Annotated in this window: 16 protein-coding genes; 9 read left to right on the top strand and 7 right to left on the bottom strand. The window is 63.7% G+C overall.

Going from position 1 to position 16,823, the window contains the following annotated elements; all coding sequences use genetic code 11:
• Positions 1–130 precede the first annotated feature (130 nt).
• Together ABIB06_RS22625 and ABIB06_RS22620 are read left to right on the top strand one after the other, a co-directional pair.
• A complete protein-coding gene (locus ABIB06_RS22625; RefSeq protein WP_354069360.1) occupies positions 131–1,939 on the top strand; it encodes a PHA/PHB synthase family protein in 1,809 nt (602 codons plus the stop codon).
• A gap of 83 nt (positions 1,940–2,022) precedes the next feature.
• Positions 2,023–2,421, top strand: coding sequence for an MAPEG family protein (locus ABIB06_RS22620; protein WP_247347103.1), 399 nt, complete (start codon positions 2,023–2,025; stop codon positions 2,419–2,421).
• A gap of 20 nt (positions 2,422–2,441) precedes the next feature.
• On the opposite strand, the gene ABIB06_RS22615 is transcribed toward ABIB06_RS22620, so the two are convergent.
• A complete protein-coding gene (locus ABIB06_RS22615) occupies positions 2,442–3,029 on the bottom strand; it encodes a class I SAM-dependent DNA methyltransferase (protein ID WP_354048830.1) in 588 nt (195 codons plus the stop codon).
• Positions 3,030–3,220: 191 nt separating this feature from the next.
• On the opposite strand from ABIB06_RS22615, the gene ABIB06_RS22610 reads away from it, so the two are divergent.
• Positions 3,221–3,988 (top strand): outer membrane protein, encoded by a 768-nt coding sequence (locus tag ABIB06_RS22610; RefSeq protein ID WP_354048626.1) that lies wholly within the window; start codon positions 3,221–3,223, stop codon positions 3,986–3,988.
• Positions 3,989–4,115: 127 nt separating this feature from the next.
• Here the strand turns inward: ABIB06_RS22610 and argC are convergent, their stop codons facing one another.
• From argC to ABIB06_RS22595, 3 genes are all read right to left on the bottom strand, one after another.
• The gene (argC, locus tag ABIB06_RS22605; RefSeq protein WP_354048628.1) at positions 4,116–5,099 is read right to left on the bottom strand and encodes an N-acetyl-gamma-glutamyl-phosphate reductase; all 984 of its coding nucleotides are present in this window, start codon (positions 5,097–5,099) and stop codon (positions 4,116–4,118) included.
• Entirely contained in the window at positions 5,096–5,764 is a 669-nt protein-coding gene (locus tag ABIB06_RS22600) for an FMN-binding negative transcriptional regulator (RefSeq protein WP_354048630.1), read from the bottom strand. The genes argC and ABIB06_RS22600 overlap by 4 nt, the downstream gene beginning before the upstream one ends.
• Positions 5,765–5,987: 223 nt before the next feature.
• The gene (locus tag ABIB06_RS22595; protein WP_247445531.1) at positions 5,988–6,518 is read right to left on the bottom strand and encodes a DedA family protein; all 531 of its coding nucleotides are present in this window, start codon (positions 6,516–6,518) and stop codon (positions 5,988–5,990) included.
• 271 nt (positions 6,519–6,789) lie between these two features.
• Between ABIB06_RS22595 and parE the strand changes: the two genes are divergently transcribed.
• From parE to ABIB06_RS22575, 4 genes are all read left to right on the top strand, one after another.
• Positions 6,790–8,835 carry a DNA topoisomerase IV subunit B gene (gene parE / locus ABIB06_RS22590; protein ID WP_354048632.1) on the top strand — a complete coding sequence of 682 codons (2,046 nt, stop codon included), beginning with the start codon at positions 6,790–6,792 and terminating at the stop codon, positions 8,833–8,835.
• Between the two features lie 449 nt (positions 8,836–9,284).
• A complete protein-coding gene (locus ABIB06_RS22585) occupies positions 9,285–10,073 on the top strand; it encodes an outer membrane protein (RefSeq protein WP_247440622.1) in 789 nt (262 codons plus the stop codon).
• 279 nt (positions 10,074–10,352) lie between these two features.
• Positions 10,353–10,538 carry a hypothetical protein gene (locus ABIB06_RS22580; protein ID WP_354048634.1) on the top strand — a complete coding sequence of 62 codons (186 nt, stop codon included), beginning with the start codon at positions 10,353–10,355 and terminating at the stop codon, positions 10,536–10,538.
• Positions 10,539–10,559: 21 nt separating this feature from the next.
• Positions 10,560–11,330 (top strand): SDR family NAD(P)-dependent oxidoreductase, encoded by a 771-nt coding sequence (locus tag ABIB06_RS22575; protein ID WP_354048636.1) that lies wholly within the window; start codon positions 10,560–10,562, stop codon positions 11,328–11,330.
• Between the two features lie 109 nt (positions 11,331–11,439).
• On the opposite strand, the gene ABIB06_RS22570 is transcribed toward ABIB06_RS22575, so the two are convergent.
• Both ABIB06_RS22570 and ABIB06_RS22565 read right to left on the bottom strand, forming a co-directional pair.
• The gene (locus ABIB06_RS22570; RefSeq protein ID WP_354048638.1) at positions 11,440–12,207 is read right to left on the bottom strand and encodes an outer membrane protein; all 768 of its coding nucleotides are present in this window, start codon (positions 12,205–12,207) and stop codon (positions 11,440–11,442) included.
• A gap of 179 nt (positions 12,208–12,386) precedes the next feature.
• Positions 12,387–13,643 carry an FAD-dependent oxidoreductase gene (locus ABIB06_RS22565; protein WP_354048639.1) on the bottom strand — a complete coding sequence of 419 codons (1,257 nt, stop codon included), beginning with the start codon at positions 13,641–13,643 and terminating at the stop codon, positions 12,387–12,389.
• Between the two features lie 120 nt (positions 13,644–13,763).
• Here ABIB06_RS22565 and ABIB06_RS22560 point away from each other — a divergent pair, with 120 nt between their 5' ends.
• A complete protein-coding gene (locus tag ABIB06_RS22560; protein WP_354048641.1) occupies positions 13,764–14,045 on the top strand; it encodes a hypothetical protein in 282 nt (93 codons plus the stop codon).
• Between the two features lie 32 nt (positions 14,046–14,077).
• Here ABIB06_RS22560 and ABIB06_RS22555 read toward each other — a convergent pair whose 3' ends face one another.
• On the bottom strand, positions 14,078–15,601 hold the full coding sequence (locus ABIB06_RS22555) for a caspase family protein (protein ID WP_354048643.1): 1,524 nt from the start codon (positions 15,599–15,601) through the stop codon (positions 14,078–14,080).
• A 210-nt stretch (positions 15,602–15,811) separates the two neighbouring features.
• Between ABIB06_RS22555 and ABIB06_RS22550 the strand changes: the two genes are divergently transcribed.
• Positions 15,812–16,777 (top strand): helix-turn-helix transcriptional regulator, encoded by a 966-nt coding sequence (locus tag ABIB06_RS22550; protein WP_354048645.1) that lies wholly within the window; start codon positions 15,812–15,814, stop codon positions 16,775–16,777.
• The last annotated feature ends 46 nt before the right edge of the window (positions 16,778–16,823 follow it).

Raw genomic sequence — 16,823 nt, 5'->3', positions numbered from 1 at the left:
GAGCGGTGCGGCTCGATTGTGACGGAACCAAGAAAATTTGTCGCACTGCAACACATCTTCGAGAGTGTTTAACGCCAAACATGCGAGCTTCGCGGTGACGAATACGGAATGAATCGTTACTGTTCTGCTCATGAGCATGGCCACGACCGACACGCCCAAACCCGAGACGAAGTTCGATGCGGAAGCCTTCGCGATGAATGTCGCGCGGGCGATGGAGAGCGGCGGCAAGGCGCTCGCGGCGTACCTCGAGCCCCGCGAGAGCGGCGAGGTGCAGGATCGTCCGCCGGCCGAGCTTACCGAGGTCGTCAAGACCTTCACCGCGGTCGCCGAATACTGGCTGTCGGATACATCACGCGCGTCCGATCTCCAGACCAGGCTCGCCAAGGACTATCTGGACCTCTGGGGCTCGGCGGCGCGCCGCATGGCTGGCCAGGACGTTCCGCCCGCGATCGCGCCCTCGCCGCGCGACAAGCGCTTTGCCGATCCGGAATGGAAGTCGAACCAGCTCTTCGATTTCGTGATGCAGCTCTATCTGCTCACGACCAAATTCGCGCATGAGCTGGTGCGCGACGCCGAGGGGCTCGATCCACAGACCCGCCGCAAAGCGGAGTTCTACATCCAGCAGGTCACCAACGCGCTGTCGCCGTCCAACTTCGTGCTGACCAATCCGGAAGTGCTGCGCGCGACGGTGGCCAGCAACGGCGAAAATCTCGCGCGCGGCCTGAAGATGCTGGCCGAGGACATCGCAGCCGGCAAGGGCGTCCTGAAGATCCGACAGTCCAATCCGGACAATCTCGTCGTCGGCGTCAACATGGCGACGACGCCGGGCAAAGTGATCTACCAGAACGAGATGATGCAGCTGATCCAGTATTCTCCGACCACGGAGAATGTGCTGCGCACGCCGCTCCTGATCATCCCGCCGTGGATCAACAAGTTCTACATCCTCGATCTCAAGCCGGAGAAATCCTACATCAAGTGGTGCGTCGACCAGGGCGTCACCGTGTTCGTGATCTCATGGGTCAATCCCGACAAGCGGCTCGGCACCAAGAGCTGGGAAGACTACATGAAGGAAGGCCCGCTCACGGCGATGGACGTGATCGAGAAGGTCACTGGCGAGATGAAGGTGCACACCGCCGGCTATTGCGTCGGCGGCACCATGCTCGCGACGACGCTGGCCTGGCTCGCCGAGAAGCGCCGCCAGCGCGTGGCGTCCGCGACGTTCTTCGCGGCACAGGTCGACTTCACCCATGCGGGCGACCTTCTCGTGTTCGTCGACGAGGAGCAGATCGCTGCGCTGGAGCAGGACATGAAGGCGGCCGGCGTGCTCGAAGGGTCCAAGATGGCGATGGCCTTCAACATGCTGCGCTCCAACGATTTGATCTGGTCCTATGTCGTCAGCAATTACCTCAAAGGCCAGCAGCCGAGCGCGTTCGACCTGCTGCACTGGAATTCGGACGCCACGCGCATGACGGCGTCGAACCATTCCTACTATCTGCGCAATTGCTATCTGGAGAACCGGCTGTCGACCGGCACGATGGTGCTCGACAACACCCTGCTCGACCTCTCCAAGGTCATGGTGCCCGTCTACAATCTTGCCACCCGCGAAGACCACATCGCGCCGGCGGAATCGGTGCTGTACGGCTCGCAGTTCTTCGGCGGTCCGGTGAAATATGTGCTGTCCGGCTCGGGCCACATCGCCGGCGTCGTCAACCCGCCCGCCTCGAACAAGTACCAGTACTGGACCAACGACAACGTCAAGGACGTCAACGTCGCCGAGTGGATGAAGGGCGCGGTCGAGCACAAGGGCTCGTGGTGGCCGGACTGGCGCCAATGGCTTGGCACACTCGATCCCGCGGAGGTGCCGGCGCGCACGGTCGGCAGCGAAGCGCTGCCTCCGATCGAGGACGCCCCCGGCAGCTATGTCAGAGTTCGCGCATAGTGGAGAATTGTTTGCGCATGGCGCAATCTTGCGCGCTTGTATAAGCTCGCTCTCAACACAGCGACGACAGAGGGGACCGGGTTATGACGCGTGAACTGTTCTGGCTGACACTGACGGTGGTCCTGACCGGAATCCTCTGGATTCCCTACACCATCAACCGCTGCCAGATTCGCGGTCTCGGTGGCGCGATGGCCAATCCCTCGCGCGCCGACAAGCCGCAGTCGGAATGGGCGAACCGCCTGATGTTCGCGCATGACAATGCCGTCGAGAACCTCGTGCTGTTCGCACCGCTGGTGCTGATCCTGAACGCCATCGACTATTCCTCGAAATGGACGGTGCTTGCTTGCGCCGTCTATTTCTGGTCGCGCGTCGCGCATCTGATCGTCTATGCGCTCGGGATCCCGATCTTCCGCACGTTGGCCTTCACCGTCGGCTTCGTCGCACAGGCGGTGCTGGCGGTGGCGATCTTCAAGGCGGTTTGAGCTCAGGCCCTGCTTTGAGATCAGGCCTTGCGAACGACGAGATGCAGCATGTTCGCCGGCGTCTCGTCAAAGCTCTGGATCACGTTCCTGTCCGACGACAGCGTGATCCATGGCCCCGCGGTGGCGTAGGCCGCCTCGAGCCATTCTGGCGACGCATAATTGTAATAGCGCCCCAGGCTGTCCCGGCCGTCGCCCTCGCCCATCTTGTAGCTGGCATAGAACACGCCTGACGGCCTGAGCGCGCGATGAATCCGCGCCAGGATGCTGGCGAGCTCGTCGCGCGGCACGTGCAGGAGGCAGGCGCTGGCCCAGGCGCCGTCATAGGCCTCGTGCGCGTCAAGCTGGTCGAACCGCATCGCCTCGACGGGATGACCGAGCCGCCGCGACGCGATCTCGGCCATTTCAGGCGAGCCGTCGGTAGCGCGAACCGAAAAACCTTCGGCCAGCATCACCGCCGAATGATTGCCGGCACCACAGCCGAGTTCGAGGATCGAGCTACTGGGTTGCAGCAAAGCCAGAAAACCGCGCAGCCGCGTCGAGGGCGCCTTGGCCCATCCGGCATAAGACTCGGCGTTCTCCCGGTAGAACTGCAACGTGGTCTCATCCATGGCGTCACTCACTTCGGCAGGTCCTTAGCTAGACCAGCCTGCCTACTCTGCAAGCAGCCCCGGCATCAACCGGCGGTGTTGCGGAAGGGTGACATTGCGGCAAAAACAACCGGCGTCCCGGATTGCCTCTACAGGTTGTCACCCGTCCGCAGCTATATTCGCTCATCGCAATTGATTGATTCGGGGCAAACATGAACTGGAAGATGATATCCGCGCTCGGCGCGATCTCACTCGCAACCGTCGTGACCCAGGCCAACGCCGCTGATCTCGCCGCCCGCCCTTACACCAAGGCGCCGCCGATGATCGCTGCGGTCTACAATTGGAGCGGCTTCTACATTGGCGCCAACGGCGGCTATGGCACGTCGCACAAGTGCTGGGACCAGACGGTTGGTTTCTCCCCTGCAACTGCCGAGGGATGCCATGATGCGACGGGCGCCGTCGCTGGCGGCCAGATCGGCTATCGCTGGCAGAGCAGCGCCTTCGTGTTCGGTCTCGAAGCGCAGGGCGACTGGGCCGACCTCTCCGGCCGGAATACCAGCGCCGTGTTCGGCGTCGCGAACCGCACCCGCGTCGATGCCTTCGGCCTCTTCACCGGCCAGGTCGGCTACGCCTGGAACAACGCACTGCTTTACGCGAAGGGCGGCGCCGCCGTCACCCGCGATCGCTACCGCGGCATCGGTACGGGCGGTCTGGCCGGGGCCGAGTTCGACGGCGCCGACGAGACCCGCTGGGGCGGCACGGTCGGCGTCGGCATCGAATACGGCTTTGCGCCGAACTGGTCGGTCGGCCTCGAATACGACCATCTGTTCATGGGCCGGCGCGACGTTACCCTCACGGCCAACGGCGTGCTGGCGCCCGTCGGCACGTTCTCACGTACCGACCGCATCGGCCAGGACGTCGACTTGATCACCGCCCGCATTAACTACAGGTTCGGCGGCCCGATCATCGCGAAGTACTGAGGCCTCCTGTCCCGGACGCGCGAAGCGCGAACCGGGACCCAGAAGGCTGCAGCAAAGTAACAATGGGCCCCGGCTCTGCAGCGCACCGCCAAGAGGCGCTGCGCTGCGTCCGGGGCACTACCGTGCCCTACTCCTCCGGCAGGCCCAGCATCAGCCGCATGTTCTGCACGGCGGCCCCCGAGGCGCCCTTGCCGAGATTGTCGAGCCGCGCGACCAGCACCGCCTGATGGTACTTGTCGCTGGCGAAGACGTAGAGCTCGAGCATGTTGGTCTCGTTGAGCGCTTCTGGCTCGAGTTTGCGGCCCTTGGTCGTCTCGTTCTGAAGCGGCATCACCGAAACATACTTCGAGCCGGCGTAACGCTTTGCCAGTGCGGCTTGCAGGTCCGCACCATCAGACTTGCCGGGCAGCGTGTCGAGTTGAAGCGGCACCGAGACCAGCATGCCCTGCCGGTAGTTGCCGACCGACGGGATGAAGATCGGCCGTCGCGTCAGGTTCGAATAGAGCTGCATCTCCGGCAGATGTTTGTGCTCGAAGCCGAGGCCGTAGAGCTCGAAGGACGGCGCGCTGCCGTCTTCGAAGCTTGCGATCATCGACTTGCCGCCGCCGGAATAGCCGCTCACCGCATTGACGGTGACGGGATAGTCCGAAGGCAACAGGCCGGCATCGACGATCGGCCGCAATAGCGCGATCGCGCCGGTCGGATAGCAACCGGGATTGGACACCTTCTTCGCCGCCTTGATCTTGCCGGCCTGGTCGGGCGTCAGCTCCGGAAAGCCATAGGCCCAGTCGGGCGCGACCCTGTACGCGGTCGAGGCGTCCAGCACCTTCGGGCCCGACGGTCCCATGCTGTCGATGAGCGCGACGGTTTCCCTGGCAGCAGCATCCGGCAGGCAGAGGATGACGAGATCCACCTCCTCCATCAGCGCCTTCTTGGCTGCGGGGTCTTTGCGCTTGTCGTCGGCGATCGTCTTCACCGCAACGTCGCTCTGGAGCTTCAGCCGCTCGTTGATGCCGAGGCCGGTGGTGCCCGAGCCGCCGTCGACGAAGACGGTGGCCGGCTTCTTCGTAGCGCCAGTGGTCGGTGCTTTCGTCGTTTCAGTCAGGCTCATGGCGCGCTCCTTTCGAGCATGTTCGTTTCATTCGCGAAGGCTTCCGGCCTCACGTCCTGCATCAGTTGCGCGATCTCCCTCGCGTCGGCAGCGGGCTGCGCGCCGAGCGCATTGGCAATCGCCGCATAATCGGCGTCGGACTTGTGCTGGTTGAGCTTGAAGCTGCCTTCGACCACCTCAACCGTCATGACCAGCCCTACAATTCCCTTCTTCAACGCTTCCAGCCTGCCGGCCGTCATCTTGCCCGACGTCCACGGCGTCTTCGGCAACAGCCAGTTTTCGAACTTCTCGCTGAGCGTGTCGATCTGCACCGCCAGCTCGTCATCCGACAGGAGCCGCACCGGCCCGCTCAGATGCACCGACTGGTAGAGCCAGGTCGGCACCTGATCCGGCGAGACGTACCAGTCCGGCGACACATAGGCATCGGGGCCGTTGACCGCGAGCAGCCAGGACGCCGCGTCGCCTGCCAGTTTTAGCAGCGGATTGTGACGGGCGACATGAAAGGCGGCCTGCGGCGTGCCGTCAGCGGCATAGGTCAGGTAGAACGGCAGCGGCGAGGCGACAGGCTTGCGGCCGTCGAAGGCGCACATGGTGCCGAAGCCGCGCTCGCCTGCGAATTTCAGGCTCGCGGTGCGGTCCTGCTTGAAAAAGGGTGGCGTGTACATCGTGGTCTCCTGCTGGCCTCCTTGGGGGCCGCCGGATCAGATCGCGCTGACAGGAGAAAGAATGCCGCGGATCGGATCCGGCGGCAAAGACGATGATCTCAAACGCGATCGACCGCCCAAACCGCAAGACTGCGGCGGCGGCGACGGGCGAACAGAATGGTCGCGGCGTTGATCATGGCGCGCGGCTATAAAGCCATATCCGGTTTTCGTCAAGGTTTAGGCGTCAGATCACCCGCCAGAGCCATTCCATGAACTTCGCAAGCACGTCGCCGAACAGAAGCAGCGCGGCCGACCAGACCAGCGCCGAGACGAAATTGGCGGCCTGGAAGCTCCAATAGGGCATCTCGAAGATGCCGGCTGCGAGCGGCACCGACGCACGCAACGGACCGAAGAAGCGGCCGATGAAGATGCTGGGCACGCCCCAGCTCCGCACGAAGGCCTCGCCCCTGGGCAGGAGTTCCGGATAGCGCGAGAGCGGCCACATCTGGGCGACCCGCTCCTTGTAGCGATAGCCGAACCAGTAGGAGACCCAGTCGCCCAGCGCCGCGCCGATGCCGCCGGCGATCCAGACTGGATAGAAGCTGATGCCGCTGGCGCCGATCAGCGCGCCGATCGCGACTAACGCGCCCCAGGCCGGGATCAAAAGCGAGATGAAGGCGAGCGACTCCCCGAAGGCCAGCAGGAACACGATCGGGGCCGCCCAGGCCTGGTGAGCACGCACGAAGTCGGCCAGTGCGTGCGCATAATGCTCCATTCCAGATCGCCTTCCCGCCCCACCTTGAGGTCTGCTCGATGAAAAAGACTGGTAAGCCAAGGGCTTGTGTGACATCAAGTCACAAATCCCGACCCAGATCGGGCGCAGACGTCAAATTGCCGGGAATTGGTGGGCCTGTGGCGTAAAATCGCTGGCATCGGCTGCCGCGCAGACCGGCCAGCCGGCACGCGATGACCTTTTCAAACGAGCCGTGGCATAGTCGGCGTAACCGATTCGCCGCCTCCGCGGCCCTGAAAGCACATCAAGATACATGTCCAAGCAATTGAAACCGAAAGCCAAAGACGACTTTTTTGGCGGTGACGAGCCCAAATCCCGCGCGCCCGCCAAGGCACCCTCGCGTGCGAGCGGTGCGGAGGCCGACTACACCGCGGCCGATATCGAGGTGCTCGAAGGCCTGGAACCGGTGCGCCGCCGGCCCGGCATGTATATCGGCGGCACCGACGAGAAGGCGTTGCATCACCTTTTCGCCGAGGTCATCGACAATTCAATGGACGAGGCGCTGGCAGGGCATGCGACCTTCATCGGAGTCGACTTGAGCGCGGACGGCTTTTTGACCGTCATCGACAACGGGCGCGGCATCCCGATTGATCCGCATCCGAAGTTTCCGAAGAAGTCGGCGCTCGAAGTCATCATGTGCACGCTGCACTCGGGCGGCAAGTTCGACTCCAAGGTCTACGAGACCTCGGGCGGCCTGCACGGCGTCGGCATCTCCGTGGTGAACGCCCTCTCCTCGCTGCTCGAGGTCGAGGTCGCGCGCAGCCAGAAGCTCTATCGCATGACGTTCGAGCGCGGCCACCCCAAGGGCAAGCTCGAGGATCTCGGCAAGGTCAACAATCGCCGCGGCACGCGTGTGCGCTTCAAGCCCGACACCGACATCTTCGGCGCCAAGGCCGTGTTCAAGCCGCAGCGCCTGTTCAAGATGACGCGTTCGAAGGCGTATCTGTTCGGCGGCGTCGAGATCCGCTGGAACTGCGCGCCCGAACTGCTCAAGGGCGTCGAGGACGTGCCGGCGGAGGCGACGTTCCACTTCCCCGGTGGCCTCAAGGATTATCTGGCGGCTGCGATCCACGCCGACACGCTGGTGCATCCTGACGTCTTCTCCGGCAAATCGGGCCGCAACGGCGCGCATGGCGCCTGCGAATGGGCCGTGGCCTGGACCGCCGATGCCGATGGCTTCCTCTCCTCCTACACCAACACCGTGCCGACGCCGGACGGCGGCACGCACGAATCCGGCCTGCGCAGCGCGCTTCTGCGCGGCCTGAAGGATCACGCCGAGCGCGTCGGCCAGGGCAAGCGTGCGTCGTCCATTACGTCGGAAGACGTGATGGTGGGTGCAGCCGTGATGCTCTCGGTGTTCGTGCGCGAGCCTGAATTCCAGGGTCAGACCAAGGACCGTCTCGCCACAGCGGAAGCGCAGCGCATCGTCGAACAGGCGATGAAGGATCCGTTCGACCATTGGCTGTCGGGCAATCCGAATATGGCCAACAGGCTGCTCGACTTCGTGATCGACCGCGCCGAAGACCGGCTGCGGCGCCGCCAGGAAAAGGAAACCGCGCGCAAGACCGCCGGCAAGAAGCTTCGCCTGCCCGGCAAGCTCGCCGACTGCAGCGATGCGGGCTTGGACGGCTCAGAACTCTTCATCGTCGAGGGCGATTCGGCCGGCGGCAGCGCCAAGCAGGCGCGCGACCGCAAGACCCAGGCCGTGCTGCCGCTGCGCGGCAAGATCCTCAACGTCGCCTCGGCCGGCAAGGACAAGCTGACGGCGAACACGCAGCTCGCCGATCTCGTGCAGGCGATCGGCTGCGGCATGCTTGCGCAGTATCGCGAAGAGGACCTGCGCTACCAGCGCATCATCATCATGACCGACGCCGACGTCGACGGCGCGCACATTGCCTCGCTGCTGATCACCTTCTTCTACCGGCAGATGCCGCGGCTGATCGACGAGGGCCACCTCTTCCTGGCCGTGCCGCCGCTCTACAAGCTGACCAACGGCACGAAGTCGATCTATGCCCGCGACGACGCGCACAAGGCGGCGTTGATCAAGAGCGAGTTCAGCGCCAACGCCAAAGTCGAGGTGAACCGCTTCAAAGGCCTCGGCGAGATGATGCCGGCGCAGCTCAAGGAAACCACCATGGATCCCGCCAAGCGCACCATGCTGAAGGTGGTCCTGCTTGCCGACGACCGCGACACCACCGCGGATTCGGTGGAGCGCCTGATGGGCACCAAGGCCGAGGCACGCTTCGCATTCATTTCGGACAAGGCCGAGTTCGCCAATGAGGAACTGCTGGACGTCTGACCCTCAGACGCTGCACGCTCCGCGTCCCCATCAAGAGCCCCGGCGTGATGCCGGGGCTCTTTTGCTTGTGGGGACGACAACCGCCTTTCCCCAACGATCCCGCCAACGATTCGCCTCGACTTCGTGATTCCGGCGCCGCAAGCCGACTCAGCCAACGACTCAGCGGGCCAAGGCTGATGCAGGATTGCCTCGATTTCGGACAAAGCCAGATTTGCTAACCAAAAGTTACCGGGATCAGAAACTCGGAAATTGACGTAACGCACTGGAAATGTAGCATTATTTCAAGCTTCAGCGACGGTGCTTGGATTCCCTGCCGTGAGGCGTTTCCCGGCGACTGTGCCTGTCCTGCAACAGCATTTCGACGGGAAGCGTCTATAGTCCGGGCATCAGATCACTCGGACTTCAGTGCGCTCGCGCCTGCCAGACAGACCAAAGCTTGGGGATTTAAAATGAAGAAGATTTTGCTCGCACTGACCGCGGTTGCCGCGATGACCGGTTCGGCCTCGGCCGCTGACCTTGCTGCCCGTCCCTACGTGAAGGCCCCGATGCCGGCGCCCGTCGCCAACTGGACCGGCTTCTACATCTTCGGCGGCGGCGGCGGCGGCATCTCGGCCTCCGACCAGCACGTGCAGACCACGGTTGGCGCAGTTCCCCTGACGATCGATCAGCGCCAGGGTGGCTCGGGTTGGTTCGGCACCGTCGGTCTCGGCTACGACTGGCAGTTCAGCGGCACCTGGGTCGCCGGCGTGTTCGCTGACGGTCAGTTTGGCAGCATCCGCGCCACCATCCAGGATCCGATTACTCTCGGCGGCATCACCGGGAACCAGAAGCTGGAAGACTCTTGGGCCGCCGGTATCCGCCTCGGCTATCTGGTCGCTCCGAACGTTCTCTCCTACGTCAACGGCGGTTACTCCGGAGCTCACTTCGGCCAGACCAACTTCATGACGCTGGCCGGCGTTCCCGCTGGTGTCCATCTCAACAGCTACAACCGCAACGGCTGGTTCATCGGCGGTGGCGTCGAGAACAACCTGAACATCTTCGGCATCCAGTCGCCCGGCTGGTTCATGAAGACCGAGTATCGTTCGGCCTTCTACAATGCGAAGACCCAGGACACCCTCACCGACGTTGGTAATCTTCCGATCGGCACCAGCATCCGCGCCAACAGCTGGAACCAGACGATCTCGACCTCGCTGGTCTACCGCTTCAACTGGACCGGTCCGCTCGTCGCCAAGTACTGATCTGATCTAACCTTTCAGACGTCAAAGCCCCGGCATCGCCCGGGGCTTTTTCGTTTTGCGGTAGCTGCTGATGCCTGCTTTCAGCGATCGGTGCCCGTCTCGGGTTGTAGCCGCAACGCCCTTGGACAATCTTGCACACGGACATGCATCCTCGCTGCGGCCTGCATCAACAGCCATTGTATCCGAACCACAGCTACGGCTAGTCTTCCGGCAAGTTTTCGGGCCGCGGCAATCGTTCATGCCGCGTCGCGACAGAAGCCGACCAACGGGGAGGAATGCATGCGCAGATTTCTGCTGATCGCAGGCCTGTTTGCTCTCGCCGTCGGGCTGCTCTGGATCGGACAGGGCACGGGCACCATCGCCTGGCCGCGATCGAGCTTCATGGTCAACCAGTTGCGATGGGCCGGCTATGGCGCAGCCATGGCCGGCTTCGGGCTGGTGCTGATCTGGCAGAGCAACCAATAGAAGAAACCAGGGAATAGCAGCATGACATCCAGTCGTTTCGATCTCCGCGGCAAGGCCGCGATTGTCACGGGAGGCAATGGCGGCATCGGGCTCGGCATGGCCCGCGGCCTCGCCGATGCCGGCGCCAACATCGCCGTGGTTGGACGCAACGAAACCAAATCCGCCGCCGCCGTCGCCGATCTCAGTCAGCGCGGCGTGAAGGCGATCTCTGTTCCCACCGACGTCACCGACAAGGCGGCGGTCGCGGCGATGATCGATCGCGTCGTCCGGGATCTCGGCCGCATCGACATCCTCATCAACAATGCCGGCATGAGCATCCGCAAGCCGCCGCACGAGCTCGAGCTCGACGAGTGGAACAAGGTGATCGACACCAACCTCACAAGCGCCTTCGTGTGCTCGAAGCTGGCCTATCCGGCGCTGAAGGCGTCCGGCAACGGCAAGGTGATCAACATCGGCTCGATGATGTCCATCTTCGGCGCGACCTTCGCCGCGGCCTATGCAGCGAGCAAGGGCGGCATCGTGCAGTACACGCGTGCCTGCGCCAATGCATGGGCACCCGACAACATCCAGGTCAACGCCATCCTGCCGGGCTGGATCGACACCGACCTGACCCGCGGTGCGCGGCAGCAGGTCTCGGGGTTGCACGAACGGGTGCTGGCGCGCACGCCTGCGGGGCGGTGGGGCGACATCGACGACTTCGCCGGCATCACCGTGTTCCTGGCCTCGTCCGCCTCGAACTTCGTCACCGGCACTGCGATCCCCGTCGACGGCGGGTTCTCGGTGATGGCGTAGGCCTTACACGAAAACCTGCACACGAAAAAAGAAGCCCCGGACAATGCCGGGGCTTTTAAATTTGGGCAGTGATCGTCTTTTATAGTTGCTTGGTCGTACGTTGACGCACTCAGTAACGCGCGATGACCGGCGCGTCGAACTTGTAGCTCGCGCGCACGACGGCCCACTGGATGTCGCGCGGCTTGGCCTCGAAACTGTAATTGCCTGAGGTGCCGCCAAGTTGATAGGTCTGGCTGGCGAAGGCTGCGTAATTGTACTCGAGGCCGACGATCCAGTTGCGGGTGATGCCGTACTCCCAGCCGGCACCGACGGTCCAGCCATTGGCCCAGTGGGTCTGACCGCCGGAGCCGGTGGCCGGGCCGACCGTGTCGGTGACCGACAGACGGTTGTTCACGCCGGCATAGCCGCCCTTGATGTAGAACAAATTATTCTGCACGGCGAAGCCCGCACGGGCGACGACGGTCGCGAGCACGTTGGCGCGCCAGGAGAACACATCGTCACCCGCACCGAACGCGGTGTTCAAGAACGAGCCCTTGTTGTCCAGGCCGGAGATCGTGCCCTCCATGCCGAACACGTAGTTGTTGGCCTGCCAATTGTAGCCGATCTGGGCGCCGCCCAGGACGCCCGAGTTACGCTGACGGTAACCTTGGCCCGGCACCAGATCGCCGAACGGCGCGCCGATTCCGTTGTTGATGAACTGCTCGTTGGTCCAGGCGCCGCCGACGTGGCCGCCGACATAGAAGCCGGTCCAGTTGAACATCGACTCCATATAGGCCGGCGCCTTCGTGTAGCGCGCGCCGAGATCGGCGGCGGAAGCAGCACCGGTCGAAACCAGAGCCGTCGTGCAGACGAAGGCGGCAATCAATTTGTTACGCATGGTACACCCCGTATCCTTTGATGGGTGCACGCTCACACGCAGTTCTTACTCAAATTTGAATCAAGAAAGTTAAGACGCCGGATTGGCAAGCAGCGCGGTTTGAATCCGTTTTCGCTGTTGCACGCAGGCAACGCACCGGGTGCGATTTAACGCGACATTATCCCTACCGGGTCCTTGCACTACGGTGCCGGCGCCGCCTTCGACCGGACATGCTCGGGTCGGACGCCAAGCGCCAGCAGGCGCGCCGGAATGCCCTGGAGCCACGGCAGCGCGGTGATGAGGCGCACGATCAGCGGCACTTTCAGTGGCCGATCGCCGCCCTGCAGGGCGCCGCTGATGATGTTGTTCTGCACGATCATCTGCATTCGCTGCGTCATCTTCACCGGGAATTCGCGGCGACGGCGCACGGCGTCGAGCTCGTTCTCCGACGGGCAGCCGTGCTGCATCTTGTCCGCCAGCAGGTTTGCGGTCGCGACTGCATCCTGCACGGCGAGATTGACGCCGACGCCGCCGACCGGCGACATCGCATGCGCGGCATCGCCGATGAGAAGCAGGCCCGGTCGCGTCCAGCGCGTCAGGCGGTTGATCGCGACGGTGAGCAGCTTGAGATCGTCGAAGCTCTTGACGTCGGCAATGCCACTTTTCAGGATCGGCGCCATGCAAACGACATCGTCGCGCAGCGCCTGCAATCCCCTCGCCTTCACCGCGTCGTATTGTCCCTTGGCGATGACATAGGCACATTGCCAGTAGTCGCCCCGGTCAAAGGTGATCATCATCTTGCCGCGCTCGACGCGCGCGAACAGGTTCTCGCTCTCGTCCGCCTTGCGGCCGACGCGGAACCACAGCACATCCATTGGCGCGCCGATCTCCTCGACCTCGAGACCGGCCCGCTCGCGCACGGTCGAATGCCGGCCGTCACAGGCAATCGTGAGATCGGCTTCGATGTCCACGATGCCGTCCGGCGTCTTCGCCCGCACGCCGGTGATCGTCTCGCCGCGGCGGATCAGGTCGACGGCTTCCGTGTTCATCATCACCTTCAGCGAGCCGAAGCGCTTGCCGGCCTCGCGGAGGAAATTGAGAAAATCCCATTGCGGCATGAAGGCGATGAAGGGGTACTTGGTGCGGAGGCGGCTGAGATCGGCGATACGAACGGGCGTACCGCCGAACAGGCCGTCCATCTTCTGCAAGCGCTGGTGCGGTAACTTCAGGAAGCCGTCGATCAGGCCGAGTTCGTCCATCACCTGGAGCGTCGAGGGATGCACGGTGTCGCCGCGGAAGTCGCGGAAGAAATCCGCGTGCTTCTCCAGCACCACGACATCGATGCCGGCGCGCCCCAGGAGATAGCCGAGCATCATGCCGGCCGGGCCGCCGCCGACAATGCAACAGCGCACTTTTACAGTGGAACCTTGCGGAGCCTGTGACGCATCTGGTTTCACGACGGGTCCCTCGTTTCTGACTTAAGTTTTCTGTGCGATGCAGCAAACAAGATTCATTTGCCGCAATTGCGAATGGCCGTTAGCGTCGCCACACATTACGATTGATTTCAGGAAAGTGCAGTGCGGACTATCCTTATCGTGCTCGGCGCCTGGATCTTGATCAACGCGCTCATCGTCCTGATCATGATTCCGCCGCGCAAGCCGCGGAAGTCGGGTCCGCGGCAGACGGGCGCGCTTGCGCCGGTGCCGATCGACCAGAACGGCTATCCGTTCGAGAAGCAGGAAAAGCCCCTGCGGCACGTCATCGTCTCGATTGCGATGGGCGCGTTCTTCTCGCTGGCTCCGCCCTTGATCGAAGCCGTCGATTCCGTCAAGCGCTTCATCAGGAAGCGCCGCGGGTAGCGGAAGCGTGTGCGACGCCTCCGCCCGCGTCATCAATTGTTGCTGCGGTTGGCGCTGCGGAAGCTCTTGATCTCCGACACGCTGCCGTCGCGATAGGTCAGCTCCACCGAGATGAACTGCGTTGCCGGCGCGAGCTTCATGTAAAGCGGCATGCCGGCGCTGATCGCGCTGGGATCGCGCAGGTCGCAGCCCGGCATCTTCAACACCTGGTTCGGAACGGCGGTGTCGATGCCGATGCGCACCTCGCGGATGGCGCAGCGGTAGGACACGAGATGCGTGTAGTACACCAGCAGCCCGTTGAACTCGCGGAATGACAGCCAGCTCGTCGCGGTCATGTCGAGGATCTTGCGCTGGTCCCGAATCAGCGCGGCCTCGGGATCGAACCTGATCGGGAACGGCCCCTGCATGTCGCCGGACTGGTCGACATAGCGGATCTCGATGGTGCCGGCCACAGCGTCCGGCGGCAATTCGATCGATGGGTTCGGCATCCTCTTGCGCGTGCGCGGGTCGAGCGTATCGATGAAGCCGGTTTCGCGGAAATCGCCGTTGCCGGCCATGCGCCAGGAAATGCCGAGGGTCGGATCGGCGAAGGAGAACACGACGCTCCAGCCGCCATTGTGCCGCGAGAAGCTCGCGATCGGCGCGTTGGTGGTCTCCTCCTTCGGCACGCGCGGCACCGACACCGGCGGCAGCGCCGCGAGCTTCTGCGCCGGCGGATCGGCGGGGCGCGCCGCAGCGGCGGACGTGTCGTTGGCGCCGCCGCTAAGGAAGACGTCGTCGACCATCTGATCGAAATAGACCGGTACCTGCCTGTGCTTGACGGTATCGGCCATCTCGCTGACCAGACGGCGCGTCCGCTGCGCCACCTGCACCAGGTTCTCGCCGGGCTGGAGCAGCTCCTTGGCGAAGGTGCGCGTGAACACCGAATTAGGATTGGCGTCGTCGTTGGAGAGGCGGTCGAGCGCGGTCTGGCGCGGGCCTGCGGAGAATACCGAGAACACGCCTTCGGGCAGCTGCACCATCGGGGCAAGCCCGCCACCACCGGAGAAGGCGCGGGTGCCCTTGCGCTCGAACGGGTTGTTGCGGCAGGCGTCGAACACCAGGATCGAGGTTCGCGCCTTCTTGTTCTGGAGGCGCTCGACGATGCGGTCGGCCAGGATGGATGCGTCACGCACCAGCTCTTCCTGCCCTTCCGTCGCCGCCGGCACGTCGGTCGGCAGCAGATAGTTCTGGCCGGCGATCTCGAAGCCGTGGCCGGCATAGAAGAAGAACGCGGTGTCGCCGGGCTCGATCGCCCGATCGAACGCGAGCAGCGTCTCGGAAAATTGCTGCCGGTTCTGGTTCTCGGCGACCATCACCGAGAAGCCGAGTTGCTTCAGCGTGTCACCCATGGTGCGGGCGTCGTTGACCGCCTTGAGCAGCTTTGGAACGTTCCTGTAGTCGTTGTTGCCGACGACGAGCGCGACGCGCTTCTCGGCATAGGCGGGAAGCGCGAAACCGCTGAGGCCGGCCGCGAGACCAAGCAATGCCAGAATTCTGAAAAGCTGACGCGTCATCGAAAATCCTTCAAGAACGGCCCACGCCGGCTCCCTCGAACGACGGTTCGTTGGAACCCCGCCGTTGATGTGATAGTCGGCCCAGCCATACCACCGGTTCAACAGCCCTGAGGACTCAGGTTCCGTGTTCTGGCTATAGTCGACTCCGCCGAAATCTGCTTTTTCTTAGGCAATTCTTGTGGGCAATTCCGCTGGAAGCGAGGGGCAGCCGTGTATCACTGGTGCACCGACGAGGTCGAGCCGCACGACCGCTTCGACTATTGGCGCGAAGTGCGCGCCAAGGGCCTGTTCGGCGTCACCGCCGAACTCGAGCGCGAACGCCGCGCGGACTTCTTCGGCGAATTCTCGCTGCGCCAGATTGGCGGCGGCGGTCTCGTCGAACTGAAGGCCTCGCACTACACGGTCGAGCGCAGCACGTCCGACATCGCCCACGCGCCCGGTGACAGCATCTGCGTCTATCAGCAGCTCGGCAGCGGCGGCTGGTTCGGCGGCATGCGTGGCAGCGACTTCGCGATCGCCAATGGCAGCTTCGCCACCAGCCATACCGACCTGCCTTATCGCACTGCGCCGCTGGGCGCAGGAGGCTTCCACCTGCGGATCCTGAAGATCCCTCTGAGCGGCCTCGCCAGGCAGGACAAGCGCATGCGCGAGCTTGCGCCCCGGACGTTCGACGATCGCAGCCTTGCGCCCCTGCTCGGCGCCTGCTTCGCAGATCTCGGCGAGGCCGCCGCTGACGATGATAGCGGCGCCGATGCGGCTTCCCTCGTCCAGGCTTTGGCCCATCTGGCGCTGATCGAGCGCGGCATCGTGCGGCCCGGCAGCCGCCTCGGGCAAGCCGCGCTGCGGACAGCCCGGCTCTCGCAGGCACGGCGCCTGATCGCGCGTCACCTGCAGGACCCGGATCTGACGCCGATGATGGTCGCCGACCTGCTCGGCATCTCCGTACGTCACCTGCACATGCTGTTCGAAAGCGCGACGAAGAGTTTTTCGCAAACCGTGACGGATGAGCGCCTGAAACACAGCCGCCGTCTGATGCGCGAAGCCCCGGACCGGCTGATCGCCGACATCGCGGCCTCCTGCGGCTTCGACAGCCTGGCGACCTATTATCGCGTCTTCAACGCCGCTTACGGGATGGCCCCCGGCGACTTCCGCGCCCAAGGTCCGGAGGGGCGTTAGCCGACTTTGGACAGTTCCGGCTGACTGCTGGATTGGGCGGAAAACC

Source organism: Bradyrhizobium sp. LB8.2, assembly GCF_040548035.1.
GTDB lineage: Bacteria > Pseudomonadota > Alphaproteobacteria > Rhizobiales > Xanthobacteraceae > Bradyrhizobium.
This window is presented reverse-complemented; position numbering and strand designations above follow the sequence as displayed.

What these genes read in the sequence shown, in the direction of transcription:
- ABIB06_RS22625 (WP_354069360.1), top strand. Translation starts at nt 131, where the DNA reads ATGAGCATGGCCACGACCGACACGCCCAAACCCGAGACGAAGTTCGAT.
- ABIB06_RS22620 (WP_247347103.1), top strand. Translation starts at nt 2,023, where the DNA reads ATGACGCGTGAACTGTTCTGGCTGACACTGACGGTGGTCCTGACCGGA.
- ABIB06_RS22615 (WP_354048830.1), bottom strand. Translation starts at nt 3,029, where the DNA reads ATGGATGAGACCACGTTGCAGTTCTACCGGGAGAACGCCGAGTCTTAT.
- ABIB06_RS22610 (WP_354048626.1), top strand. Translation starts at nt 3,221, where the DNA reads ATGAACTGGAAGATGATATCCGCGCTCGGCGCGATCTCACTCGCAACC.
- argC (WP_354048628.1), bottom strand. Translation starts at nt 5,099, where the DNA reads ATGAGCCTGACTGAAACGACGAAAGCACCGACCACTGGCGCTACGAAG.
- ABIB06_RS22600 (WP_354048630.1), bottom strand. Translation starts at nt 5,764, where the DNA reads ATGTACACGCCACCCTTTTTCAAGCAGGACCGCACCGCGAGCCTGAAA.
- ABIB06_RS22595 (WP_247445531.1), bottom strand. Translation starts at nt 6,518, where the DNA reads ATGGAGCATTATGCGCACGCACTGGCCGACTTCGTGCGTGCTCACCAG.
- parE (WP_354048632.1), top strand. Translation starts at nt 6,790, where the DNA reads ATGTCCAAGCAATTGAAACCGAAAGCCAAAGACGACTTTTTTGGCGGT.
- ABIB06_RS22585 (WP_247440622.1), top strand. Translation starts at nt 9,285, where the DNA reads ATGAAGAAGATTTTGCTCGCACTGACCGCGGTTGCCGCGATGACCGGT.
- ABIB06_RS22580 (WP_354048634.1), top strand. Translation starts at nt 10,353, where the DNA reads ATGCGCAGATTTCTGCTGATCGCAGGCCTGTTTGCTCTCGCCGTCGGG.
- ABIB06_RS22575 (WP_354048636.1), top strand. Translation starts at nt 10,560, where the DNA reads ATGACATCCAGTCGTTTCGATCTCCGCGGCAAGGCCGCGATTGTCACG.
- ABIB06_RS22570 (WP_354048638.1), bottom strand. Translation starts at nt 12,207, where the DNA reads ATGCGTAACAAATTGATTGCCGCCTTCGTCTGCACGACGGCTCTGGTT.
- ABIB06_RS22555 (WP_354048643.1), bottom strand. Translation starts at nt 15,601, where the DNA reads ATGACGCGTCAGCTTTTCAGAATTCTGGCATTGCTTGGTCTCGCGGCC.